Source organism: Microbacterium trichothecenolyticum (assembly GCF_030818955.1).
GTDB classification, from domain to species: domain Bacteria; phylum Actinomycetota; class Actinomycetes; order Actinomycetales; family Microbacteriaceae; genus Microbacterium; species Microbacterium trichothecenolyticum_B.
Genome location: NZ_JAUTBF010000001.1, coordinates 15001 through 39763, shown reverse-complemented (window position 1 = coordinate 39763; position 24763 = coordinate 15001). Strand labels below are relative to the sequence as shown.

The 24763-nt window shown below is 69.2% G+C and carries 25 protein-coding genes, 1 tRNA gene and 1 pseudogene; 11 read left to right on the top strand and 16 right to left on the bottom strand.

What is annotated here, in order from left to right; all coding sequences use genetic code 11:
• Positions 1-27: 27 nt before the first annotated feature.
• Positions 28-606: a DUF3027 domain-containing protein gene (locus QE412_RS00215; RefSeq protein WP_307478646.1), complete on the bottom strand. Its 579-nt coding sequence runs from the start codon at positions 604-606 to the stop codon at positions 28-30.
• Complete coding sequence (locus QE412_RS00210) at positions 590-973, bottom strand: cold-shock protein (protein WP_307478643.1); 384 nt, start codon at positions 971-973, stop codon at positions 590-592. Before QE412_RS00210 ends, QE412_RS00215 begins: the two co-directional genes overlap by 17 nt.
• Positions 974-1078: 105 nt before the next feature.
• Here QE412_RS00210 and QE412_RS00205 point away from each other — a divergent pair, with 105 nt between their 5' ends.
• The 6 genes from QE412_RS00205 to QE412_RS17645 all read left to right on the top strand — a co-directional run bounded on the left by QE412_RS00205 (position 1079) and on the right by QE412_RS17645 (position 7370).
• A complete protein-coding gene (locus QE412_RS00205) occupies positions 1079-1360 on the top strand; it encodes a multidrug ABC transporter ATPase (protein WP_307478640.1) in 282 nt (93 codons plus the stop codon).
• Between the two features lies 1 nt (position 1361).
• Positions 1362-3086 carry a helicase-associated domain-containing protein gene (locus tag QE412_RS00200; RefSeq protein ID WP_307478637.1) on the top strand — a complete coding sequence of 575 codons (1725 nt, stop codon included), beginning with the start codon at positions 1362-1364 and terminating at the stop codon, positions 3084-3086.
• Between the two features lie 46 nt (positions 3087-3132).
• Positions 3133-4782 carry a DNA repair helicase XPB gene (locus QE412_RS00195; protein ID WP_307478635.1) on the top strand — a complete coding sequence of 550 codons (1650 nt, stop codon included), beginning with the start codon at positions 3133-3135 and terminating at the stop codon, positions 4780-4782.
• A gap of 69 nt (positions 4783-4851) precedes the next feature.
• Positions 4852-5544, top strand: coding sequence for a response regulator transcription factor (locus QE412_RS00190; RefSeq protein ID WP_307478632.1), 693 nt, complete (start codon positions 4852-4854; stop codon positions 5542-5544).
• Positions 5545-5626: 82 nt separating this feature from the next.
• Positions 5627-6931 (top strand): histidine kinase dimerization/phospho-acceptor domain-containing protein, encoded by a 1305-nt coding sequence (locus QE412_RS00185; RefSeq protein WP_373426513.1) that lies wholly within the window; start codon positions 5627-5629, stop codon positions 6929-6931.
• Positions 6918-7370, top strand: coding sequence for a sensor histidine kinase (locus QE412_RS17645; protein WP_373426512.1), 453 nt, complete (start codon positions 6918-6920; stop codon positions 7368-7370). Before QE412_RS00185 ends, QE412_RS17645 begins: the two co-directional genes overlap by 14 nt.
• Positions 7371-7605: 235 nt before the next feature.
• On the opposite strand, the gene groL is transcribed toward QE412_RS17645, so the two are convergent.
• The 5 genes from groL to QE412_RS00160 form a co-directional block, all read right to left on the bottom strand.
• Positions 7606-9225, bottom strand: a complete 1620-nt coding sequence (groL, locus tag QE412_RS00180; RefSeq protein WP_307478628.1) for a chaperonin GroEL — start codon at positions 9223-9225, stop codon at positions 7606-7608.
• Positions 9226-9396: 171 nt separating this feature from the next.
• Positions 9397-9597: a cold-shock protein gene (locus tag QE412_RS00175; RefSeq protein WP_307328759.1), complete on the bottom strand. Its 201-nt coding sequence runs from the start codon at positions 9595-9597 to the stop codon at positions 9397-9399.
• 131 nt (positions 9598-9728) lie between these two features.
• Positions 9729-10331: a LytR C-terminal domain-containing protein gene (locus tag QE412_RS00170; RefSeq protein WP_307478625.1), complete on the bottom strand. Its 603-nt coding sequence runs from the start codon at positions 10329-10331 to the stop codon at positions 9729-9731.
• A gap of 35 nt (positions 10332-10366) precedes the next feature.
• A complete protein-coding gene (locus tag QE412_RS00165; protein WP_307478623.1) occupies positions 10367-10621 on the bottom strand; it encodes a DUF3263 domain-containing protein in 255 nt (84 codons plus the stop codon).
• 21 nt (positions 10622-10642) lie between these two features.
• On the bottom strand, positions 10643-11620 hold the full coding sequence (locus tag QE412_RS00160) for a DUF2332 domain-containing protein (protein ID WP_307478621.1): 978 nt from the start codon (positions 11618-11620) through the stop codon (positions 10643-10645).
• Positions 11621-11694: 74 nt separating this feature from the next.
• On the opposite strand from QE412_RS00160, the gene msrB reads away from it, so the two are divergent.
• Complete coding sequence (msrB, locus tag QE412_RS00155) at positions 11695-12102, top strand: peptide-methionine (R)-S-oxide reductase MsrB (protein ID WP_307478619.1); 408 nt, start codon at positions 11695-11697, stop codon at positions 12100-12102.
• 14 nt (positions 12103-12116) lie between these two features.
• Entirely contained in the window at positions 12117-12668 is a 552-nt protein-coding gene (locus QE412_RS00150; RefSeq protein ID WP_307486934.1) for a nitroreductase family protein, read from the top strand.
• Here the strand turns inward: QE412_RS00150 and QE412_RS00145 are convergent.
• The 3 genes from QE412_RS00145 to QE412_RS00135 all read right to left on the bottom strand — a co-directional run bounded on the left by QE412_RS00145 (position 12650) and on the right by QE412_RS00135 (position 15154).
• Positions 12650-13693, bottom strand: coding sequence for a DMT family transporter (locus QE412_RS00145; RefSeq protein ID WP_307478616.1), 1044 nt, complete (start codon positions 13691-13693; stop codon positions 12650-12652). The genes QE412_RS00150 and QE412_RS00145 overlap by 19 nt on opposite strands.
• A gap of 79 nt (positions 13694-13772) precedes the next feature.
• On the bottom strand, positions 13773-14144 hold the full coding sequence (locus QE412_RS00140; protein WP_307478614.1) for a GntR family transcriptional regulator: 372 nt from the start codon (positions 14142-14144) through the stop codon (positions 13773-13775).
• On the bottom strand, positions 14141-15154 hold the full coding sequence (locus QE412_RS00135) for a hypothetical protein (RefSeq protein WP_307478611.1): 1014 nt from the start codon (positions 15152-15154) through the stop codon (positions 14141-14143). The genes QE412_RS00140 and QE412_RS00135 overlap by 4 nt, the downstream gene beginning before the upstream one ends.
• A gap of 122 nt (positions 15155-15276) precedes the next feature.
• Between QE412_RS00135 and QE412_RS00130 the strand changes: the two genes are divergently transcribed.
• The gene (locus QE412_RS00130; protein WP_373426511.1) at positions 15277-17166 is read left to right on the top strand and encodes an amylosucrase; all 1890 of its coding nucleotides are present in this window, start codon (positions 15277-15279) and stop codon (positions 17164-17166) included.
• A gap of 8 nt (positions 17167-17174) precedes the next feature.
• On the opposite strand, the gene QE412_RS00125 is transcribed toward QE412_RS00130, so the two are convergent.
• The 5 genes from QE412_RS00125 to QE412_RS00105 all read right to left on the bottom strand — a co-directional run bounded on the left by QE412_RS00125 (position 17175) and on the right by QE412_RS00105 (position 21314).
• Positions 17175-18416 carry a hypothetical protein gene (locus tag QE412_RS00125; RefSeq protein WP_307478609.1) on the bottom strand — a complete coding sequence of 414 codons (1242 nt, stop codon included), beginning with the start codon at positions 18414-18416 and terminating at the stop codon, positions 17175-17177.
• 144 nt (positions 18417-18560) lie between these two features.
• Complete coding sequence (locus tag QE412_RS00120; protein ID WP_307478606.1) at positions 18561-19640, bottom strand: acyltransferase family protein; 1080 nt, start codon at positions 19638-19640, stop codon at positions 18561-18563.
• Between the two features lie 171 nt (positions 19641-19811).
• A tRNA-Thr gene (locus tag QE412_RS00115) sits at positions 19812-19884 on the bottom strand.
• A gap of 56 nt (positions 19885-19940) precedes the next feature.
• Positions 19941-20315 carry a hypothetical protein gene (locus QE412_RS00110; protein ID WP_307478605.1) on the bottom strand — a complete coding sequence of 125 codons (375 nt, stop codon included), beginning with the start codon at positions 20313-20315 and terminating at the stop codon, positions 19941-19943.
• Between the two features lie 45 nt (positions 20316-20360).
• Entirely contained in the window at positions 20361-21314 is a 954-nt protein-coding gene (locus QE412_RS00105) for a DsbA family protein (protein WP_307478603.1), read from the bottom strand.
• Between the two features lie 209 nt (positions 21315-21523).
• Here QE412_RS00105 and QE412_RS00100 point away from each other — a divergent pair, with 209 nt between their 5' ends.
• Both QE412_RS00100 and QE412_RS00095 read left to right on the top strand, forming a co-directional pair.
• A complete protein-coding gene (locus QE412_RS00100; protein ID WP_307478602.1) occupies positions 21524-22627 on the top strand; it encodes an ABC transporter ATP-binding protein in 1104 nt (367 codons plus the stop codon).
• 81 nt (positions 22628-22708) lie between these two features.
• Positions 22709-24032: pseudogene (locus tag QE412_RS00095) on the top strand (DUF4032 domain-containing protein).
• An 82-nt stretch (positions 24033-24114) separates the two neighbouring features.
• On the opposite strand, the gene QE412_RS00090 reads toward QE412_RS00095, so the two are convergent.
• The gene (locus QE412_RS00090) at positions 24115-24756 is read right to left on the bottom strand and encodes an NAD(P)-dependent oxidoreductase (RefSeq protein ID WP_307478599.1); all 642 of its coding nucleotides are present in this window, start codon (positions 24754-24756) and stop codon (positions 24115-24117) included.
• Positions 24757-24763 lie beyond the last annotated feature (7 nt).

Here is a 24763-nt window from a genome sequence, read left to right as displayed (position 1 = left end):
CGGGACGGCCTTCGTCGTTCAGCGCGATCAGTAGCTGCGGTCGTCGCCGCCGTGCACGTCTTCGTCGTCATCGTCCGAGTCGTCCTCGTCCGAGTCGCCGTCGAGCTCGTCGATGTCCACACCGTCGAGGTCGCCGGCGTGGAAGCGCGCCTTCGGCTGCTCCGCCTCGTCGTCGTCGTCGAGGTCGTCATCGGTCTCGCCGTCGTCGTCGAGGTCGTCCTCGTCGAGACCGTCATCGTCGAAGTCGTCGTCGGACTCGTCGTCGGCGTGGGCGGCGGCGGCCTGTGCCGCCTGGTACTCGGCCAGACGTGTGGCCCACGGCACCCAGTCGGGCGCGAGCAGCGCGCCGTCGCCCGGCAGCAACTCGACCTCGAGCACGGTGGGCTCGGCGTCGTCGACCACGGCGACGCTCACCGTCCAGAACCATCCGGGATACCCGGCCAAGCGCGTGTGGAAACGCAGCGAGACGACACCGTCGTCTTCTGCGACGTATCCCGCCGCGGGACCGATCCCGTCGGCGGGAGTGATCTCGTGCAGCGCCGCGAGGGCGAGGTCGTGGGCGCCGATCAACCGCTCGTCGACGGCCCGCTCAGGCTTCGAAGTCATCGGCGACCTTGCGCAGCACCGCGGCGATCTTCTGTGCGTGGGCGCCGCTGGGGTAGCGGCCGCGGCGCAGATCGCCACCGATGCCGTCGAGCAGCTTCACGAGGTCTTCCACGATGATCGCCATGTCGTCGGCGGGCTTACGCGACCGCTTCGACAGGCTCACCGGGGCATCGAGCACCCGCACGGACAGTGCCTGCAGGCCGCGCTTGCCGTCGGCGACGCCGAACTCCAGGCGGGTGCCGGCCTTGGGCGCGGGGGTCCCGGCGGGCAGGGCTGTGGCGTGCAGGAACACGTCCTGGCCGTCATCGGTCGTGATGAAGCCGAAGCCCTTCTCGTCGTCGTAGAACCTGACCTTGCCGGTGGGCATGGGAACCTCGCTGAATGAGTGCGCGACGCGCGGCGGAACACGGAACCCGATCGGATGCCGGCCTCCCAGCCTACGCCACCGCCGCCAGGCAGTAGGCTGAGCGCGATGAGCACCCGCACCCCCCGCGACCACACGCCGAGCGACGACGTCCCCGTCCGTCGGCTCGACCGCATCCTCGCATTCATGTCGATGGGACTGCTGGCGCTCGCGATCGTGTGCTTCTTCGCGGTCATCATCGGCTCCAGCTCCGGCGCCGACATGCGAACCGGCGTCTGGCCCACGGTCGGAGTGCTGACCTATTTCGCTCCCCCGGTGGCCTTCGCCTGCCTCCTGGCCGTGCTCATCATGAGCTTCGTCCGAAGGGCCCGGGCGAACAAGGCCCGCTGACGTGCCCGAGACCTCCGCACAACGCGCACTGGCGGTCTCGTTGAGCGCGCGCTCCGACGACGACCTCGCCGCCCTGTTCGCCGAGCGCCGGGTGTCACCTTCGAGCACGTGGCGTGACATGTTCGACGCCGCAGAGGCGCTCCTCGACGGCGCGTCGGTGACCCGCGGGCTCGTCGCCCTTCCCCGCCCCGCCGCCCGGGCACTCGCCGACGCCTCCCACGGCGCGCCGGTTCCCCCACCGATGCGCGAGCGCCTGGCATCCCTCGCCCTCGTCGATGCCGACGGCATCCCCTTCCCCCACGTGGTCGAGACCATGCGGCAGATGGCGCCCTCCGGCATCCCGGATGCCGCGACCCCGCCGCTCGCCGATACCGACGTCGATGTCGAAACCGCTGCCGAGGCCGCCTTCACCGGTGCCGCCTCGGTGGCCGACGTCCTACTGCTCACCCTCGAGGCCCCGCTCGGACGCATCGGTTCGGGCTCCCTGGGAGCCGGCGAGCGCCGCCGCCTGGTCGAGTCGGGAGCCGTCTCCAGCCCCGCCGAGGCGGACCTTCTGGTGGGACTCGCGGCGGCCGTCGGGCTGCTCGGCACGAACGATCGCGCCTGGTTGGTCTCGTCGGCCGGGCGCGAGTGGCTCCGGCTCCCGACGCTCGAGCGCTGGGAACGCACCGCGCGGGCCCTGCGCGACGCGCTGCCCGCCGCCTTCCGCGACGACGCGGGCGGATGGATTGCGCCCGCGCAGTGGCCCGGTGCCACGCCGTTCGATCCCGAGGGCCCCGAGCGTGCGGCCTCGTGGGCCCGGCGTCTGCAGCGATGGGGGGTGATCGACGCCGCAGGCGGTGTACCGCCCTGGGCCCGCCGTCTCGCCGCGGGCGGCGACGTCGATGTGTCGGCCCTGCGGGATCTGCTGCCGCCCGAGGTCGATCGGGTGTACCTGCAGAACGACCTCACCGCCATTGCGCCGGGCCCGCTCGCACCGCACCTCGACGTGCGCCTGCGCTCGATGGCGGCGCGCGAGTCCCGGGCGCAGGCTTCGAGCTACCGCTTCAGCGCGGCGAGCATCGGTGCCGCGATCACGGCGGGTGAGACCGCCGACTCCCTGCGCGACTTCCTCACCGCTCTGTCGCTCACCGGGCTCCCGCAGCCGCTCGCCTACGTGATCGAGCGCACCGCGGCCGAGCACGGGCGCGTGCGGGTCGCTGCCGACCCGGCATCCCGTCTCACCCGCGTCCTGACCGACGACGCCACCCTGTTGCGCTCGATGGAGGTCGATCAGTCGCTGCGATCCATCGCCCTCAGCCGTTCCGACGACGAGCTGATCTCGCACGTATCGGCCGACGTCGTGTTCTGGGCGCTCACCGACGCGCACTACCCGGCCGTCGCGGTCGACGGCGACGGCCGCCCGCGCGCCCTCGAGCGCGCCAAGCTGGCCCCCGCCCCCTCGTCCGGCGCCGATCCGGCGGCCACGTACGGCCCGCTCCTCGCGAGGCTGCGCGCCGGCGCCGAGGATTCGGATGCCGCGTGGCTCGAACGCGAGCTCGACCAGGCGGTGCGCGCCCGCGCCGTGATCGACGTGACGGTGCGACTCCCCGACGGCTCGGCCCGGGTGTTCCGTCTCGAAGCGACGGGGCTCGGCGGCGGGCGCTTGCGGGGGCGCGACCGCGGGGCCGACGTCGAACGCACCCTGCCGCTGTCGCACATCGACGGGGTCGCGCTCGTCGAATGACGCCGAGTGCGCCCGCGCCACCGCGGCCCCGGTAGAATCGAACGCTATGGCTGACGGCCCCCTCATCGTGCAGAGCGACCGCACCGTACTCCTCGAGGTCGCGCACCCGCAAGCGGAGACGGCGCGGCACGAGCTCGCGGTCTTCGCCGAGCTCGAGCGCGCACCCGAGCACATCCACACGTACCGCATCACCCGCCTCGGCCTGTGGAACGCCCGCGCGGCCGGGCACGACGCCGACCAGATGCTCGACACGCTCGACAAGTGGTCGCGCTTCCCGGTACCCGCGTCGGTGAGCACCGACATCCGCGAGACGGTCAACCGGTACGGCCGCCTCGTGATCGAACGCAACGACGACAAAGAACTCGTGCTGCGCTCGACCGATGCGGCGGTCCTCGGTGAGGTGTCGCGCAACAAGCGCATCGCCCCGCTGCTGATCGGTCACCCCAGTCCCGACAGCTACCTGATCGACGCGTGGGCCCGCGGGCACATCAAGCAGGAGCTGCTGAAGATCGGCTGGCCCGCCGAAGACCTCGCCGGCTACACCCCCGGCACCCCCCACCCGATCGACCTCGCCGAAGACGGCTGGAGCCTGCGCCCGTATCAGCGCCAGGCGGTGGACTCCTTCTCCGAGGGCGGCTCGGGCGTCGTGGTGCTCCCCTGCGGTGCGGGCAAGACGCTCGTCGGCGCCGGCGCCATGGCCGATACCCGCACGACCACCCTGATCCTCGTCACCAACACCGTCAGCGCGCGTCAGTGGCGCGACGAGCTCCTGCGCCGCACCACGCTCACGCCCGAGGAGATCGGCGAGTACTCCGGGCAGGTCAAAGAGATCAAGCCCGTCACCATCGCGACGTACCAGATCCTCACCGCCAAGCGGAAAGGCCAGTACGCCCACCTCGCCCTGCTCGACGCGCTCGACTGGGGCCTGGTGCTCTACGACGAGGTGCACCTGCTGCCGGCTCCGGTGTTCAAGCTCACCGCCGACCTGCAGGCGCGGCGTCGACTCGGGCTGACCGCGACACTGGTGCGCGAGGACGGCCGCGAGGGCGATGTCTTCAGCCTCATCGGCCCGAAGCGCTTCGACGCGCCCTGGAAAGAGATCGAGGCCCAGGGCTTCATCTCACCCGCGGCCTGCTACGAGGTGCGCATCGACCTCCCGGCCGACGAGCGCCTCGAGTACGCCGCAGCTGCCGACGAGGATCGCTACCGCCTCGCCGCCACGGCCCCCGCGAAGATCGACGTCACCCGCCGCCTGGTGCAGCGGCATCCGGGTGAACGCGTTCTCGTCATCGGGCAGTACCTCGATCAGATCGACGAGCTCGCCCAGGCACTCGACGCCCCGCAGATCACCGGGGCGACGCCCATCCCCGAGCGCGAGGAACTCTTCCAGGGTTTCCGCGACGGCAGAATCCCGCTGCTGGTGGTCTCGAAGGTCGCCAACTTCTCGGTCGACCTGCCCGAGGCTTCCGTCGCCATCCAGGTGTCGGGCTCGTTCGGTTCTCGCCAAGAAGAGGCGCAGCGTCTCGGGCGCCTGCTGCGCCCCAAGCAGTCGAACCACACGGCGAGCTTCTACACCCTCATCGCGCGCGACACGGTCGACCAGGATTTCGCGCAGAACCGCCAGCGCTTCCTCGCCGAACAGGGCTACGCCTACACGATCCTCGATGCCGAGGGGATCGACGCCGCAGCCGCGTGAGTCATACCAGCGCGCGGCTTTCCGTTCCATATCCAGCCCATTGCTGGGTGCAGTCACGATAATGAGGACATGACAGCTCCTCGCATCCTCGTCGTGGACGACGAACCGAACATCCGCGACCTGCTCATCACGAGCCTGCGCTTCGCCGGTTTCCAGGTGCGAGCCGTGGCCAACGGCGCGCAGACGATCTCGGCCGTGCTCGAAGAAGAACCCGACCTCATCGTGCTCGACGTGATGCTGCCCGACATGAACGGCTTCAGCGTCACCAAGCGTCTGCGCGGCGCGGGCTACACGGCCCCGATCCTCTTTCTCACCGCGAAAGACGAGACCGAAGACAAGATCGAAGGCCTGAACGCGGGCGGTGACGACTACGTCACCAAGCCGTTCAGCCTCGACGAGATCGTCGCGCGCATCCAGGCGATTCTGCGCCGCACCATGCAGGCCGACGAGGAGTCGATCATCCGCACGGGTGAGCTCACGATGGACCAGGACACCCACGACGTCAGCGTCGGCGACGTCTCGATCGATCTCAGCCCGACCGAGTTCAAGCTCCTGCGCTATCTCATGCTCAACCCCAATCGCGTGCTGTCGAAGGCACAGATCCTCGACCACGTGTGGGAGTACGACTTCAACGGCGACGCCGGCATCGTCGAGAGCTACATCTCTTACCTCCGCCGCAAGATGGATCCGCACTCCTCCGAGCCGCTCATCCAGACCAAGCGCGGCTTCGGCTACATGCTGAAGTCGGGCAAGACGGCCTGAGGAAGGCCACGCCCTGTCGCACTCCGACGACGTCCTCACGCGCTGGTGGCGCGGTCTGAGCCTGCGGGCGAAGGTCACCGGCGTGACAGTCGCGCTGCTCGCCATCGGCTTGTTCACGGCGGGCATCGGCACGATGGTGTTCCTGCGGACGACACTCGTCAACAACCTCGACGAGCAGCTCGCGCAGCAGGCGGCCAGCAGCATCGCCAACAGCGTCTTCACGACGAACACCAGCGACGGGCAGGTCGTGTTCTCGCAGGTCGAGAACGCCCCGCAGATCGGGTCGATGGTGGTGGTGTACGGCCCCGACGGCGAGCGCAAGGCGGTCTACAACGGCACCTCGTCGCGAACGCTGCCCCAGCTGCCGGCGACCTTCACCCTCGAGCAGACCTACCTGCAGATCGATCGCCGCATCGAGTTGGAAGACCCGGAGACGGGCCAGCATTTCCTCGCCCGGGTGGGCGTCGTACAACCCCAGGGCAACCCCGGCGTCTACACCCAGATGGTGATCCAACCGCTCGCTCCCACCGATCGCATCGTGGCGGCGTACGTGGGCATCTACGCCTTCGTGGCACTGCTCATCCTCATCGCCAGCGCTCTGCTGACGCGCTGGCTCGTGACACTCACCTTCCGCAACCTGCGCCAGGTCGAGACGACCGCCATGGACATCGCCGCGGGAGACTTCAGCCAGCGCCTCACCGACATCGTGCCCGACACCGAGGTGGGGCGGTTGAAGACCGCGATCAACGCGATGCTCGCGCGCATCGACGGTGCGCTCGGACAGCGAGATGCGACCGTGCGGCAGATGCGCCGCTTCATCGGCGACGCGAGCCACGAGCTGCGCACCCCCCTGGTGACGATGCGGGGCTACGCCGAGCTGTACCGCATGGGCGCCATCCGCTCCGACGAAGACGTGGCGCAGTCGATGGAGCGCATCGAGAAGGAGGCGATCCGCATGGGTGCGCTGGTCGAAGACCTGCTCGCGCTCGCGCGTCTCGACGAGCGCCGCGACGTGACGATCACGTCGCTGGATCTGCGACCGATCGCCCGCGACGCCGCCATGGATCTGCGCGTCACCTCGCCCCAGCGCGAGGTGACCGTCGACGACACCACCTCCCGCACCGAACACGTCCTGCCCGTGATCACCCTCGACCCGCTCCTGGATGCCGGAGGGCAACCCGCGTCATCGTCGGCGCGCCGTAGGACGGCGCCGACGACCCTCGGCGATGGCGATCGCGGGAGCCACGTTGTCGCGGCTGCGCCGTCGCACGAGGGATACGGGCGAGACGCCGGCGGTCACGGGCGACGAGTCCGTGGTACCGCAGCCGGCGCCGCCCGGTGCCGTGCGCACGCCGACGCGACTGGCTCCGGTCGTGCTCGGCGATGAGAACAAGGTCCGCCAGGTCGTCGCGAACCTGCTGGGCAACGCCCGGCGCTTCACGGCCGCGGACTCCCCCATCGGCTTGCGCGTCGGTGTCGACGCCGACGCCGACATGGGGTGGATCGAGATCATCGACCACGGCGAAGGCGTTCCCGAGCAGATCCGGGAGCAGATCTTCCAACGTTTCTGGCGTGCCGACACCTCGCGCACCCGCGAGACGGGCGGCTCCGGTCTCGGCCTGTCGATCGTGGCATCCATCGTCGACCTGCTGCACGGCACCGTCGAGGTGCACGACACCCCCGGCGGTGGCGCGACGTTCCGCGTCTCGCTCCCCTTGGCCGACCGTCGAGACGTCCAGGAGCACGCGCTCATCGAGACGCAGCCGCTTGAGCGACTCCCCCGCAGCGACCTCATCGGAGAAGATTCCTCACAGCCCGCTCCGTGACGGAAGAGGCGGCGGTCGCGCATGTCAGGCGGGCGCGACGCACGGCCTCGCCGTCTCCGGTCGAGCATCAGCGCCACGTCCAGCTGAGCGGATCTCGGAGAGCCTGGATCCCGGGCTCTGGCCTCACTCTTCGAGAACGTTCCGGGTCGCGCGGCGCTCGGGTCCGCGACGAGGTCTGCGAACGGCAGAACGCCCCCTCCCGAGGGAGGGGGCGTTCCGATGCGTCAGGCGTGGATCAGAAGTCCATGCCACCCGTCGGGTCGGCGGGAGCCGCCGCAGCCTTCTCGGGCTTGTCGGCGACGACGGCCTCGGTGGTGAGGAAGAGACCGGCGATCGACGCGGCGTTCTGCAGCGCCGATCGGGTCACCTTGGCGGGGTCGATGATGCCCTGTGCGAACAGGTCACCGTACTCGCCGGTCGCGGCGTTGAGGCCGTGACCGACCTCGAGCTCGGCGACCTTGTTGGCGACGACGCCGGGCTCGAGACCGGCGTTGAGCGCGATCTGCTTGAGCGGGGCCTCGATGGCGACCTTGACGATGTTCGCGCCCGTGGCCTCGTCACCGACGAGCTCGAGGTTGGCGAACGCGGTCTTGCCCGCCTGGATCAGCGCGACACCACCACCGGCGACGACACCCTCTTCGACGGCGGCCTTCGCGTTGCGAACGGCGTCTTCGATGCGGTGCTTGCGCTCCTTGAGCTCGACCTCGGTGGCAGCGCCCGCCTTGATGACGGCGACGCCACCGGCGAGCTTGGCGAGGCGCTCCTGGAGCTTCTCGCGGTCGTAGTCGCTGTCGGTGTTCTCGATCTCGCGGCGGATCTGGGTCACGCGACCCTCGATCAGCTCGGACTCGCCGGCGCCCTCGACGATCGTGGTCTCGTCCTTGGTGATGATGACCTTGCGCGCACGGCCGAGCAGGTCGACGGTGGCGTTCTCGAGCTTGAGGCCCACCTCTTCGGTGATGACCTGGCCGCCGGTGAGGATCGCGATGTCCTGCAGCTGCGCCTTGCGACGGTCGCCGAAGCCGGGAGCCTTGACGGCCGCCGACTTGAAGATGCCGCGGATCTTGTTCAGCACCAGGGTCGCGAGCGCTTCGCCCTCGACGTCCTCGGCGATGATGAGGAGCTCCTTGCCCTCCTGGATCACCTTGTCGACGATCGGCAGAAGATCCTTGATGTTGGAGATCTTCTGGTTGGCGATCAGGATGTAGGGGTCTTCGAAGACCGCTTCCTGACGCTCGGGGTCGGTGACGAAGTAGGGGTTGATGTAGCCCTTGTCGAAGCGCATGCCCTCGGTGAGCTCGAGCTCGGTGCCGAAGGTGTTGCTCTCTTCGACCGTGACGACGCCTTCCTTGCCCACCTTGTCGATGGCCTCGGCGATGAGCTCGCCGATGGCGGGGTCGGCGGCGGAGATCGACGCGGTTGCAGCGATCTGCTCCTTCGACTCGACCTCTTTGGCCGAGGCGAGCAGCTCGTCGGTGACAGCCTTGACGGCCTTCTCGATGCCCTTCTTGAGCGAGATGGGGTCGGCGCCGGCGGCGACGTTGCGCAGGCCCTCGCGCACGAGCGCCTGGGCGAGAACGGTGGCGGTGGTGGTGCCGTCACCCGCGACGTCGTCGGTCTTCTTGGCGACCTCCTTGACCAGCTCGGCGCCGATCTTCTCGTACGGGTCGTCGAGCTCGATCTCCTTGGCGATCGAGACACCGTCGTTCGTGATCGTGGGGGCGCCCCACTTCTTCTCGAGCACGACGTTGCGACCGCGGGGGCCCAGGGTCACCTTGACGGCGTCAGCCAGCGTGTTGAGGCCACGCTCGAGGCCACGGCGTGCCTCTTCGTCGAAAGCGATGATCTTTGCCATAAGTGTGTCGTCCCTCCCGGACGGGTGACTTCCAGATTTTTGGCACTCGACGAAAGCGAGTGCTAACTCATTCTGGCACTCGCCCCTGGGGAGTGCAAGCCACCATCCCGGGCGTAGACGACGACGCCGTGGCATCCACGGTGGGATGCCACGGCGTCGGAAGACGGTGGGTCAGGCCAGTCGCACCGACTCTGCCTGGGGGCCCTTCTGGCCCGTGCCGACGGTGAACTCGACGGTCTGGCCCTCTTCGAGAACACGGAAGCCCGACATCTCGATGCTCGAGTAGTGGACGAAGACGTCCTGCCCGTCGGCGACGGTGATGAACCCGAAGCCCTTCTCGGCGTTGAACCATTTGACAGTGCCCTGCGTCATGCGAATCTCCCGTTGCTGAATGACGAGGTCATCGTAAGCACGCCGCATACCGCAGGACCGGCCGCTCGGCGCATTGTTGACGCGTAGGCCGCGAACTTGTTACGCCGCGGAAACACGCGGCCCTGGCGAGGTCAGGAGGTCGGCGAGGGCGACGCCTGCGCGGCCGAGCGGTCGAGTCCGACGACCACCACGAGACGCTTGACATCGCTCTCGTCGTCGGGCGTGCTCGGGTCGTCGGTGGGCTGCAGGAACGTGCTCTGCGCGGTCTGGGCGCCACCCAGGGCTGCCGCCAAGCCCGCGGCCGCAGCCTGGTCGCTCTCGCGCAAGTAATAGATCGTCGTGGTGGCGAAGTCGGTGGTGTCCGAGTCGCCGGTCTCGACCGTGTCGGCCGCCCAGCCGGCACCGATGATCTGATCGCGCACCGCCGCGGCGAGACCTTCTTGGCCTGTTCCGTTCAGGACCACGACCGAGTACGACGTGTCGATGGCGGCCGGGGTGGTCGGCTCCGCCGAAGCGGTCGGCGCAGGCGCCGGCTCGGTGCCGAACGAGATGCGCCCCGACACCACCAGCGACCCGAAGATGCCGACGATGATCAGGACGAGGGTGGCGATGGCGGCCCACAGGAAGACGATCCATCCGCGCAGCCGCGGGTTCTCGGCACGATGGGCCCCGACGCGACCCGACTCGACCGACAGGTCATCGAAGCGATCCCGCGGGAAGGTCGATCTGGCCATTGGACGATGCTATCGGTCCCACCCGTGCGGCTTTGTCAACGGGTTGCGGTACGGCCGAGACGTTCCTGTCGCTGCTCCGCCGCATCGTCGCGAAGACGCCGCAGGCGTCGCACCAGCATCGGGTCGTGCGCGAGGGCCGCGGGCGTATCGATGAGACGGCCGAGGAGTTGGTAGTACCGCGCGGGCGTCAGCGCGAACTCGGCGCGGATCGCTTCTTCTTTCGCACCCCCATGGCGCCGCCATTCACCCTCGAAGGCGAGGAAGGCGCGATCACGGTCCGAGAGGGTCACCCTCTCACGGTAACGGCGACCTCACGCCGATCCCGGATGCCACGCCACCCACGCCCCGAGCGGATCGGCCTCGGCGACGACCTCGCCGTCGAGCGCCACGGCGAAGCCGCCTCGCGAGAGCTGCGGCCGCCGCGTCCATCCGTCGTGCAGTCCCGGTGCGTCGAGGGTGATCCACCGTCCCGCTCGGCGAGCGGCGTCGATGACGGCGCCGCGGCGAACGCGCGGGACGTGGGCGAGCACCCCCGGCGTCGTCACCACGAGGGTCGCATCTCGCGGGGCCCGGGCCGCGAGGCCCGCGAGGGCGTCGGCGCCGTCGCCGGCCACGAGCAGGGGCGGATCGGCGGCGGCGATGTCGAGGGCCGCGGTGACGCGCTCCTTCCGCCCCTCCTCCCCCGGCCAGACGAGACCCGTCAGCCACGCGCGGTCTGCGTCGACCCTCGCGTCGAGAGGCGACAGATCGACCCCGGCACGCCAGACGATGTGCGGCATCCTCAGCTCGGGACGTCCTTCGAGGACGCTGTCGAGCACGACGGGGCTCGCGCCCGTCGCGGGGTCGAGCGCGACGACCTCGTCGCCCCGGCGATAGCGGTACGAATAGCGATCGGGATACAGGCACAGTCCCGCGCTGGCGCCCACTTCGAGCAGAGCGATCGGACCCTCGATGAGCGAGAGGGCGGGCAGCAGTGCCGCGCACCGCAGCGGCTCGTTGGTCTGAAGGCTGCGCCGTGCGCACTCGGCGACCAGAGCGTCGGCGTGGCCCACGATCCAGCCCGCCCACGCCGCGAGGTCGTCGTCCGGAGCGCCGAGCAGGCGCATCACGGCGAAGACCAGCGGGGGTTGACGCCGGGTCTCGTCGATGCGGGCGAGCACGGCGGCCACGGCCGGATCGTCGCCCACGCGGCGCGCCCAGGCCTCGTACAGCGGTGAGCGACCGGGTGCCTCCTCGCGGGCGAAACGCCCGTACCGGTCGATGACGGCCCTCACGGCATCCTCTTGCATTCCGCAGATTATGCCGCGCCGACCTGACCGGCCCGCGACACGAGAGAATGGGGGACGAACGAAGGGAAGATCGCATGACTTACGCCGTCGACAAGTCCGACGACCAGTGGCGGGCCGAGCTCACGCCCGAGCAGTACGCGGTCCTGCGCCAGGCAGGCACCGAGCGCGCCTGGACCGGTGAACTGCTCGACGAGAGCCGCGCCGGTCTCTACACCTGCGCCGCGTGCGGTGCCGAGTTGTTCCAGAGCGGAACGAAGTTCGACTCGCACTGCGGATGGCCGAGCTTCTACGAGTCGGTGCGCCCCGAGGCCGTCGAGCTCATCGACGACAACAGCCACGGCATGCAGCGCACCGAGGTGCGCTGCGCCAACTGCGGCTCGCACCTCGGGCACGTGTTCCCCGACGGTTTCGGCACGCCGACCGGCGACCGCTACTGCATGAACTCGCTGTCGTTGTCCTTCACGCCCGAGAGCGACGCGTGAGCGCACTGGAGGCGATGCGGGACCGCCGCTCGTGGTCGAAGGTCACCGATCTCGCCCCCACGAGCGTCGAGCTCGAGGCCTTCGTGGCCGCGGCCGGTCGCGTCGCCGATCACAAATCGCTCCGTCCCTGGCGGATCATCGAGATCCGCGGGAGCGACCGCGACATCCTCGCGCGGGCTCTCAACAAGGCCGACGGTAAGAAGGGGTACTCGTCCAAGCCCCGTCGCGCTCCGCTGATCCTCGCGGTGGTGGCCGACCTGTCGTCGAAGAAGATCCCCGCGTGGGAGCAGGAGGCCGTGGCATCCGGTGTCGCGCACATGCTGAGCCTGGCCCTCGACGAGGCCGGCTTCGGGGTGTTTTGGCGCACCGACGACAAGACCCGCAGCAAGTCGCTCGCCAAGGCCCACGGTCTGAGCAAGCACGAGGTGCTGCTCGGCTGGCTGTACGTGGGCGGCAAGCCGCAGCGTTCGCGCCCGATCCGGCGCAAGACCGTGGATGCCGCGAAGCACATCTCCCGCCTGCCCGGAGGCAAGAAGACGCGCAAGGCTCACGACGCGCGCCTCTGACCCGTCGCCCGAGACCCCTTCTCCGCAGCCGCCCGAGGACACCTTCCTCGGGCGGCTGCGTCGTGGAGAGGGGGTCGATCGCTCAGGAGCGTCGGCCGCCGCCACGGCACCGCCGCGATGACGACGCCGGCGATCGCGACGGCAGCCGCCAGGAGCGCGACCGGCGTGGAGGGCGCGGCGGGAGCGGGCCACAGGGCATCGAGGAGCACCGAGGTGCTGAGCAGCCCCACGACGGACCCGAGGCCGAGCAGCAGGACGCCGGTCCGGCGGACCACCACCGCCGAGAGGAAGATGTAGACGACCCCGACGGCACCGCCGATGTAGAGCCACGGCTCCGTCGGCACGACCCGCGGGGCCCCCACCGCGACCACGTGCACGATCGCGGCGACGAGCAGGACGAGCGTGCCGCCGATGAAGTTGACCAGCGTGGCGGTCAAAGGGCTCTCGACCCGGACGCGCAGGCGCCCATTCGTTCCCTGCTGCCACGCCACACCGGCGCCCGCGACGACGGGGACGATGAGCATCCACAGGGGAACGCCTCCGAGCGCGTCGCCCGACAGGCACACCACCACCCCGGCGATCGCCAGGGCCGCACCGATGAGTCGGCGCACGGTGACGGGCACGACTCCGGCCGGCCCGTACCCCACGCGGTCGAGGACGAGACCCCCGGAGGTCTGCCCCGCGACGAAACCGACCGTGAAGAGGGCGACCCCGATCGTCGCGACCGTCAGCCCCTGACTCGCGACCGTGAGGGCACCGGCGAGTCCGCCGAGGAGCATCCACGGCGGGATCGAGCGACTCCGGATGCCGCTGACCAGGCGCACGAACCCGCGTCGCCCCTCGGGGATCAGGGCAGAGAGGACGATGAGGATCAGCAGGCCCGAGCTGAACGACACGGCCGCGGCCACGATCCCGTCGCCCAGTTCCGCTCCGAGGGTGCCGTTGATGCGCGCCTGCAGGGCGGTGAGGGCACCGATGAGCACCGCTCCCCCGACAGCCACACCGATGGCACCGCGCTCCGACACCGTTCTCCCTCCGTGCCCCCGGCTCGAGGACCATCGTCGATCGTACGGTGCGCCGATCGCCGCGCCCGCACCCGAACGGTCACGGCGTGCGGGCGTCCCCCCACATCACCCGGAGCACGTCGGCGAGCGTCTCGACCGCGACGCCCTCCGCGACGGCCGCGTCGACCAGGGCGCGAAGCTGTCTCGTCAGCTCCGCCGGCAGGGCGGCGACGCCGGGGGCGACCCGAGTGCCCGATCCCACGCGCGTGACGATGAGACCGTCGTTCTCCAGCGACCGGTACGCCTTCTGCACGGTTCCCGGGGCGACGCCGAAGTCGGCGGCCGCCTGGCGCACGGTCGGGAGTCGTTCTCCGGCGCCGAGTCGTCCCGACACGATCAGCCCGCGGAAGAACCGGTGGACGTCGGCGGTGGAGCCCGTCTCCTCCACGGCGGGGGGCGTGGCACCCGTCATGACCGCAGCTCCCTCACGGCGACCGTGCGTCGACGAGGCGCCGCCGCGACCCGGATGCCGCCCAGGGCGAGCAGGGCCAGCAGCAGGCAGCCGCCGATCTCGAGAACGGGGGCGACGATGCCTCCCACCAGGATCAGATCGGCGTGCGGAAGGTTCACGCTCAGAGCCGGCCCGGTACCTGAATCGGTCATGATCGTCAGCGACGTCGTCACCGCGGAACGGGCGAGGCGCAGCATCCCCGCCAGCGCGATGAGCGTCGCGCCGACGGCGAGGATGACGGCGTCTCGCGCGACGGACGCGCGCCGGGTGCGTTCGACGTCGAGGGGCACATCGTCGGGAAAGGGACGGACGGCGTTTCGGTGCAGGGCGAGGAGCAGCGCGGCGGCGAGCGCGACGATCGAGAGGATCAGGGGGATGCCGTACGCCCAGCCGGGAAACGGGAGGATGACGGGCGCCTCGTCGGTGTTCGGCAGCTCCAGGGCCACGTGCGCGGCGAGGCCCGGCTCGAACGCCGTGGACATCCCCCCGAAGACGAGGGCCAGGGCGACCGCCACCGCGCCGAGGATCGTGAACGAGAGGATGCCGCGGCGAGGCCCGAAGCTCGTCCACGTCCGCCGGACCGCCATCGCCGCGTCGAGGCTGCGGCGGGGCCGCCTCGTCCTCATCGCGATCGCGAGGAGCGCGAGACCGACGGCCGCCGCTGTCGGGGCGACGGCGAAACGCCACCACGACACCGTGGCCGACATGTCGAAGACGTAGCCGCGCAGGACGACGTCGAGGAGCCAGACGACCCCAACCGTGCACGCGACACCGGCGAGGGCCACCCGCTCGCCGCGCGGGCCGGCGACCGCGATCCCCCCTGCACGACGCGTGATCACGGCGATCGCGACCGCGGCGAAGACGGCCAGTGCGGCGGAGACCACGGACGACGACAGGAGGGCCCCGACCAGGTCGAAGGGGAGGATCCGCGCGAGGGCGCTCGCAAGACCGCGGGGATGGAGGGTGCTCATACGGCGACCTTTCGTGTCACTTTCCTAACACAATTCGTATCACGAACGCGGCACAATCGAAAGGCGGGCTTTCCGCACGTCGGTCCTGGCCACACCTCCTCGCATGCGACAAGCTGTGACCCGTGACCCCGCTCAGCCCCGGTTCCCGCGACGTCGCGCGAATCCTCTCCGACCTGACCACGTCCGGAGCGGATCGCGAGTTCCTCGCGAACGCCGAACTTCACCTCCCCCGCCTGCACGAGCTGTTCGTGCGGCTGTACGGCGATCGTCCCGACGGCCTCGAGCGCTTGGCATCCGTCGTCGATCTCGCCCGCCGATCCTGGACCGAGCGTCCCCGCGCATTGAAGGCGCTCGACCGCGAACGCGAGAGCACCCCCGACTGGTTCGAGAGCGAACGCATGCTCGGCGGTGTCTGCTACGTCGACCGGTACGCGGGCGGACTCAGCGGCATCCGGGACGCCATCCCGTACTTCCGCGAGCTGGGGCTGACGTACCTGCACCTCATGCCGCTGTTCGAGAGCCCCGAGGGCAACAGCGACGGCGGCTATGCGGTGTCGAGCTACCGCCGCGTGAACCCGGCGCTCGGCACGATGGAGGAGCTCGCCGAGCTGGCGGCCGACCTCCGCCGCGCCGGGATCTCGCTCGTGGTCGACTTCATCTTCAACCACACGAGCAACGAGCACGAGTGGGCGCGGAAAGCGGTCGCCGGCGTCAGCGGTTTCGAGGACTTCTACCTCATCTTCCCCGACCGCGAGATGCCCGACGCGTACGAGCGGACCACGCGCGAGATCTTCCCCGACGACCACCCGGGCTCGTTCGTCCAGCTCGACGACGGTCGCTGGATCTGGGCGACGTTCTACCACTTCCAGTGGGACCTCAACTACGCCAACCCCTCCGTCTTCGAGGCCATGGCCGGCGAGATGCTGTTCCTCGCGAACCAGGGCGTGGAGATCCTGCGGATGGATGCCGTGGCCTTCATCTGGAAGCGGCTCGGCACGACCTGCGAGTCCCTGCCCGAGGCGCACCTGCTGCTGCAGGCGTTCAACGCGGTGCTGCGGATGGCCGCGCCCGGGCTCCTGTTCAAGTCGGAGGCGATCGTGCACCCCGACGAGGTCGTCTCGTACATCTCGCCCGACGAATGCCAGGTCTCGTACAACCCGCTGCAGATGGCCCTCACGTGGGAGGCGCTGGCCACCCGCGACGGCCGTCTGTTGCAGCAGGCGCTGGAGCGCCGCCACACCCTCCCGGAGGGCACGGCGTGGGTCAACTACGTGCGCAGCCACGACGACATCGGCTGGACGTTCGCCGACGAGGATGCCGCCGAGCTCGGCATCGACGGCTACCCGCACCGGCGTTTCCTCAACGACTTCTACGTGGGCCGCGCCGAGGGCTCGTTCGCCCGGGGTGTTGCGTTCCAGGAGAACCCCCGCACGGGCGACGCCCGCGTCACCGGCACGACGGCATCCCTCGCCGGCATCGAGGCGGGCGACGCGGGTGGCGAAGACCGGGTCGTGCTGGCCCACGCCCTGGCGCTCTCGACCGGCGGCATCCCGTTGCTGTACCTCGGCGACGAGGTCGCCCAGCTCAACGACTACGGCTACGCCGACCGCCCCGCGGAGGCCGGTGACAGCAGGTGGGTGCACCGTCCGTTCCGGCCGGGGCGGAACTATGACGACCGGACGGATGCCGAGACCCCGGCGGGTCGCGTGTACTCGCGGCTGTCGCGACTGCTCGCCGTCCGCCGCTCGACGCCCGAGTTCGCCGGCAACGAGCTCATCGCATTCAATGCCCACGTGGCGTCGATCGTGGCGTTCCTGCGCCCCGGCGACACCGGTTTCGCGGTGCTCGTCGCAGCGAACGTCGCCGACTCCCCCGCGTCCATCGACGCCGTCACGCTGTCAGGGCTGCACCCCGAGGCTCTCGATCTCGTCGCGAGCACGCCCGTCTGGCTGGGCGGTGGCATCGCCCTCCCCGCCCACGGGGTGCGGTGGTTGCGGGTGCGGGTGCGCTGAGCCGACGGTCAGGGCGTCGGTGTGAGCGGGCGCTGCGTGGCCAAGCGGCGCCGGTCTCGCCGTTGCTCGTCCGCCGTGAGCTCCGTCAACCACGGCGCCTGCGGCAGGTGAGACAGAAGAATGGCGAAGACGATGGGAAGAAGCACGTACGGGTTGTTCGGACCGCTCACCGACGCGCTGTTCGCGACGGCGACGGCGATGAGGGTGAGCGTGAGAGCCGTCTGCACCTGTGCGCGACGCATCAGATACCAGAGCAACCCGAACGAGAGCACGAGCCCCACGATGCCGGCGTCGAAGACCACGCGCATCAGGAACGAGTGCAGAATCACCGAGTAACAAGACCCGTCGCCTTCGCTCGAGAAGAGATTCACGAAGTAGGACAGGCGGTTACACGCCGAGGACGACAAGGGGGTGATCGGCGTAGTGCCGAAGATCCACTGAAGCGGACTCCAGTCGTCGACTTCTCTGAGGAAGACGGCGAAGAAGTTCAGGCGGTCGATCTGGCCTTCGCTCTCGAAACGCTCGGCGAACAGGAAGTACGCGGCGCCACCAGCCGCCGGAATGCTCATGTAAGCGAGATAGCGGACGAAGAGGTTGGCGCGCTTGTTCTGCGTGACGGCGTAGACGGCGAGGATGACGAAGGCGATGATGCCGCTTCGCGAGCCGGACACGACGGTGAGCAGTCCGACCGCGAGGACCGAGAAGACTCGATAACGCCCCAGGTGGCGATACAGCACGGCGACGAGACCGGCGAACAGCGGAATCTCGAAATTGTTCTCGAGCAGCAGGCCGGGTCGCACGGTCGCCCCCAGCAGCACGCGAGTGGCGATGCCTTTGAGGATCGCGAGTCCGATCAGGAACCACGTGACGTTGACCAGGGACACGATCCGCGGCCACTTCTTGCCAACGGCGAGCGCGACGACAGCGAGGTACCAGACCCACCGGTAGGCCTGGAGAAAATCCTCGAGCGGAGAACCGTCCACCACCGCTGGAAAGATGCGCGTGATCGCGTACGCGAAAATCAGGAGGAGAACCCCGCTGGTACGAATACGGGTGGCGCAGAACATCCACACCGCGAGCAGGAGAATCCAGACGTCGAGCAGGGTCGTCATCGGCAGCGGTCCGCCACGACCGAGGAAGGGGGCGCTGATCAGGCCGCCGACGCCGAGAAGAGCGATGAGCAGAAACCGGATCGGCCGAGGAACCACGTCACGATCTCTGACGACGCCCGTCGATTTGCTCGCACCCACGGCCAACACCCTAACCGGACACTGGCTGCCCGTCTTCAATCTATCAAACGGGTATGGCGAACAATGCGCGGCCGGCATTCCGCGACGAGCATTCCCGTACCCACCGGCCGCCTTTCGCAACAGAGAAAGTGCGGCGCATCGGCCTCATTCCCGGCGCGCGGCGCTCTCCTCACGGGATGCGGGCACGGGCATGCGCCCAGGACTCGACCCGCGGGTCGCCCGTCGCCCGATCTCGATGGTCGGCTTTTCGACGTACCGATGCAGCACTTCGGCCCCGACCAGGGACAACCCGACCGTCACGAGCAGGAACACCGCCGGCATCCCGATCGATCCGAATGACGCCAGGATCACGACGGGGTGGATGAGGTAGAGCGCATAGCTGGCGGCACCCATCTTCAGCATCCAGGCGGGGAATGCTCGCGACCGGGCCGCGTAGAACACGCCGAACAGGGCAAGCCCGGCCAGGTACGACAGGCTGAAGCTCACGTGGCCGCGATCGTCGCCGCTGTTCATCTTGAGAAGGACGCCCAGCATCGGAGCGACGATGACCGCTGACGGCAGCAAGGCGATGAGGGCGCGTGAGCGCCCACGCTCCCAGAGGTAGAGAGCGAGCCCGACACTCGCGGTGAACATCATCAGCGGCATGCTGCCTTCGCGGTCCCACACGCCGGTGACGTTGGCCGCGGCGTACACGGCGAGGACCGCCAGCCACAGCAGGCCGAGCCACACGCCTCGATCCAGCAGACGAGCGAATCTCGTGACTACCGACTGGGCATAAAAGGCGATCTCGATCCCGAGCGTCCACGCCACGGGGAGCACCGAGGCCAGTCCCAGGAAACCTTGCAGCATCGAGATGTTCACCAGGAGCACCACGACCGAGGCCTCGATCGGGGCGTAGCCGGTGATCAGCGCGACCGCGATGTAGAGCAGCGTGGTCAGCCAGTACACCGGGAAGAGCCGCCAGAAGCGGCGGACGACGAAGACGCGCGGTGTCTGGGAGCTGAGCGTCATGCCGACGACGTATCCGCTCACCAGGAAGAAGGCCACGACACCGACGCGGCCCGGATCGAACCATTCCAGCGTCCACTCCTCGTACGCTGGCGCGACACGGACGAGAGCGTGGTGCACCACGACCATGAGCGCTGCGACGCCCCGCAATGCGTCGATGTACTCGATGCGCCCCCGCGCGTCACGAACCTGGGTGTTGCCTGCAGACGCTGTCACGACGCTGGAGCCTAGGAGCGGCGAGGTGCCGAGGACGGATCGTTTGCGGTTCGCGGACAGCACGGATCGTTTTCGGGCCTTTTCTGCGGAAACCGAGAGACCATCTGAGCCGCCGTTGCCGCCGACGTCCGTTCCCGCGTGCGCCCGCGGCACGGGAAGCGCGCGAATGCGTGCCGGCTACAGGACTTGAACCTGCAACCCCCGTATTACAAGTACGGTGCGCTACCAATTGCGCCAAGCCGGCGTGAGGGCGAATCCCTCGGCGACGAGTCTAAGACGTTCCGGCGAACGTCTCGGGCCTCACTCCTTGTGAGTACCGCTCTCGCGGTCCCACTCCAATGACTTCCACTGCAAGAAAGAGCACAGGTTGCCCGCGACGACCAGCTCGGCCGCCAGGCTCGCCATGTCATGGGGCGAGAGCGTCAACTCTTCGGGGCGCCCGGTGAGCGTGGCCTCCCACAGCGGCTCGTCGTAGCCCTTCGGCTGCATGTAGATGGACGCTTTGGCGTTCATCAGCCTCATCACGACGAGACCGGTGTCCTGACTGTCGGCGTCCTCCTGGTCGATGACCTTCAGCGTTCCCGCGAACAGGTGCCCCTGGTCGCGGAACTCCTGCACCCACTCGCGCAACTGCTGGCCGGATCGACGCGGCGGGGAATCCTCGAGCTGCTCCATATCACCTGCATCGTACATCGACGTCTTCATGGACGCCGAGCCGTCTCAGCCCGCGGGGGTGGCGGATGCCGAGGGCGTCGGCGTGGCCGTGGAGTAATAGGCGTTGCTGTCGACGGTGAGCACGAATTGCGCGAACTCCTTCGCGTCATCCATTCGGCCGACATACGGGGTGCCGTTGACGAGCACCGTGGGGGTGGCGGTGAGCGCCTGACCATTGGTGTCGGGAAGTCCCTTGATGGCGCGGTCGGTCGCCGCCTTCGCCCACCCGGTGTATGTCTCGTCCTCGATGCAGGTACGCACGGTGTCGGTGTCGGCGACGCCCGCACCCTGGGCCATGTCGGCGAGCTGCTCGTCGCTGTAACCGTCGGAGTCGACCGCCGGCTGGTTGGTGAGCAGCTCGTGGTTGAACGCGAAGAAGCGGTCGGCGGCGTGGGTGGCCACGCACGCCGCTGCGCCGGCGGCGCGGAGGCTGTACTTGGTGCCGTTGGACTTGGAGGTCAGCATGGCGACCGGGTAGTAGGTCAGCGTGGCGGCGTCGTCGCCGACCCATTTCGAGAGCTGCTGGGCGTTCGCCGTCTGGAATTCCCGCGCCTCGAGCGACATGTAATCGACGTAGACGCGGATGTCGACGGGAGCAGCCGTGCCCGTCGGGGTGGGGCTGGGTTCCGCGGTGGGCGCGGCGCCGGCTGCCATGGTGCCCGCATTTCCGTCGACCGCCGGGGCGGTGAGCGGGTCGGCGACGCCGGTCGCGGTGGTGATCGTGAAGCCGTCGTCGCTCGCCGCGGCGGGCAGCGCCTGCGATCGGGATTCATGCGAGCTGAGAGCAGAGGTCACACCCACCGCACCGACCGCGACCACGGCTGCCGCACCGAGGCCGATCAGCGAGCGCCGGACGATGCGCCAGCGCGTCTGCTTGGCCTTGACCTGCTGCGCCTTCTCGCGCACGGCCTCTCGCCGATCGCGTTCGGCGGGCACATTCGGTGACTGGTCGTGGGACATGAAACCTCTCGGGCACGAACTTCTGCCGCAGAAAAACGGGGGGACGCACGGGTAGGCGAACGAGCATTGATGGTAGCCAGGCTGGCTGAGAAATGACCAGACGCGTGTCATACTGAGCCTGCGTCCATCGTCGGGCGCACGGGGTCGCCCCCGTTTTCCATTCACTACGGATCGTCCGGCACGTACCTGCCGGTGAAGGAGAAGAAACAATGGCGTCCGTCACATTCGACAACGCAACCCGTCTGTACCCCGGTGGTACCCGTGCCGCCGTCGACAAGCTGAACCTCGACGTCGCCGATGGCGAATTCCTGGTTCTCGTCGGCCCCTCCGGCTGCGGTAAGTCCACCTCGCTGCGTATGCTGGCCGGCCTCGAAGAGGTCAACTCGGGCCGCATCCTCATCGGCGACCGCGATGTCACCGATGTCCCCCCGAAGGATCGCGACATCGCGATGGTCTTCCAGAACTACGCGCTGTACCCGCACATGACCGTCGCCGAGAACATGGGCTTCGCGCTCAAGATCGCCGGTGTCGGCAAGGAGGAGCGCGCAGCACGCGTGCTCGAGGCCGCCAAGCTGCTCGACCTCGAGCAGTACCTCACGCGCAAGCCGAAGGCGCTCTCGGGTGGTCAGCGTCAGCGCGTCGCCATGGGCCGCGCGATCGTTCGTCAGCCTCAGGTGTTCCTCATGGACGAGCCGCTGTCCAACCTCGACGCGAAGCTGCGCGTGCAGACGCGTACGCAGATCGCATCGCTGCAGCGCCGACTCGGCGTCACCACGGTCTACGTCACGCACGACCAGACCGAGGCCCTCACCATGGGCGACCGCATCGCGGTGCTCAAGGACGGCATCCTCCAGCAGGTCGGCACCCCGCGCGACCTGTACGAAACCCCGAAGAACGTCTTCGTCGCCGGCTTCATCGGCTCGCCCGCGATGAACCTGTTCACGGTCGACCTCGCCGAGGGCGGCGTCCGCTTCGGCGACCTGGTGGTTCCCGTCGAGGCCGACACCATCGGCAAGGCGCACGGCTCCGAGGTCACCATCGGTGTGCGTCCCGAAGACATCCAGGTGGCTCCGGCCGACGGTCGCGGCCTCAAGGTGGTCGTCGACCTGGTCGAGGAGCTCGGCGCCGACGGCTACCTGTACGGCCACACCGACATCAACGGCAAGCGCACCGACCTCGTCGCGCGCGTCGACGGTCGTCGTCACCCCAACGCGGGTGAGACGGTCGTGCTCGCGCCGGTCCCCGGTCACGTGCACGTGTTCGACCTCGAGTCGGGCGATCGTCTGACCAACCGGGCCATCGCCTCGGCCTGACCCGACGCATCATCGCGGCGCGTCCCCGCTCCCGAGCATCTCGGGGCGGGGGCGCGCCGCACCGCTTTTCCCGGAGGTTCCGTGTCCGATTCGCTCAGCATCACCGCCAGCACCGTCGACCCGGGGCTGTTGCAGCTGCCCGTGGTCGACGAGTCTCGCCGACTGGCCGAGCACCCATATCGTCGCCCTCCCCAAGGGCATCTCCCGCCACCTCGTGCGCTTCGCCACCCTCTCGGGTCGCGTGGTGGCGATCAAAGAGACCACCGAGGAGATGGCGCGCCGCGAGTACGACATGCTCGGCAACCTGGACCGTCTCGCCGCCCCGTGCGTCGAGCGCGTCGCCGTGATCGCCGGTCGCACCGACGCGTCCGGACGACCCCTGCCCGCGGCGCTGGTCACCTCGCACCTGCGCTTCTCGCTGCCGTACCGCGCGCTGTTCACCCAGGTGCTGCGACCGCACACGGCCACCCGCCTGGTCGATGCTCTGGCGGTCCTGCTCGTGCGCCTGCACAACGTCGGCTTCTACTGGGGCGACGTCTCGCTGTCGAACACCCTGTTCCGTCGCGACGCGGGCGAGTTCGCCGCCTACCTCGTCGACGCCGAGACGGGCGAGCTGCACGGCAACCGTTTGAGCCCCGGCCAGCGGGCCCACGATCTCGACATCGCGCGGACCAACATCGCCGGCGAGATCATGGACCTCGAGGCCGGGGGGCGTCTGGAGGGCGGGGTCGACGCGGTCGCCATCGCCGACGGTCTCGTCGCGTCGTATCACTCGCTCTGGGGCGCCCTCACCGACAAAGAGACGTTCGCCGTCGACGAGTCGTGGCGCATCACCGAGCGCGTGCACCGCCTGAACGCGCTGGGCTTCGACATCGGCGAGATGTCGATCCGTACGGCGAGCGACGGCACCCGGGTGTCCATCCAGCCCAAGGTCGTCGATGCCGGCCACCACCAGCGCCGCCTGCTGCGTCTGACCGGTCTCGACGTGGAAGAGAACCAGGCGCGCCGTCTGCTGAACGACCTCGACGAGTTCCGCGCGCGGGTGTCGCGACTGGGCTCCGACGAAGAGATGGTCGCGCACGAGTGGCTCACCCGCGTGTTCGAGCCGATCGTGATGGCCATCCCGTGGGATCTGCGGGCGAAGCTCGAGCCCGCCGAGGTGTTCCACCAGGTGCTCGAACACCGGTGGTACATGTCGCAGGCCCGCGGACGTTCCGTGCCGCTGGCCGAGGTCGTGACGTCGTACATCGACGACGTGCTGCGCCACCGCCGCGACGAGGCGACGGTCATGGGGCCTCCCACCGACACGGTGTCGCTCAGCACGATCTCCGATGCCGATGCCCCCGAGACCGGTGAGGTGCCCACGACCGACACCGACGTGGTGGATTGGCGCGACCTGGTCTGAGGCGCTCCCCTCACCGACGACGGAGGCCGTGGCATCCGGGAACCGACTCCGGGATGCCACGGCCTCAGGCCATGAAGAAGGCTCAGTAGCCGACGGTGAAACGCTCCCGCGTGTGCTTCGGGTTCTCGATCTCGTCGAGGATCGCGACGGCGAAGTCGGCTCCGCCGATGAACGAGTCGCCGTTGTCGTCGACGACGAGCACGTCGCCGCCGTCGCGGTACGAGCCGGTGCGCTCCCCCGGCGCCCACGAGCCGAAACCGCCGGCGGGGTGCACGTAGAACCAGTCGCGGCCGGTGTCGTCGGCCTGCAGGTCTTCGAGGATGCCGATGGCCTCGCGCGCCTCGGGCTTGTACTCCTCGGCGAAGCCCTCGGTGTCGATGAGGCGCGGTCCGCCCTCGGCCACGAGCGACCCGCCGGCACCCCCGACGACACCAAGGCGCACGTTCTCGGGCAGAGCCGCGACCAGCTCGGCGATGGCGGGACGCAGCTTGCCCTCCATGTCGCCGCGCGGGGCGGCGGCCGACACGACGACGTCGACGCCCTCGAGCTGGGCGACGAGGCCGGGGACGTCGAGGACGGTGCCCTCGAGGTAGGTGGCGCCTTCGATGCGCTCGGCCGGAACGGAACGGGCGACCGACACGACCGTGTGACCGCGCTGGACCGCTTCGGCGACGATGTGGCTACCGGCGTATCCGGTGCCTCCGATGACGGCGATGCGTGACATGGCTCTG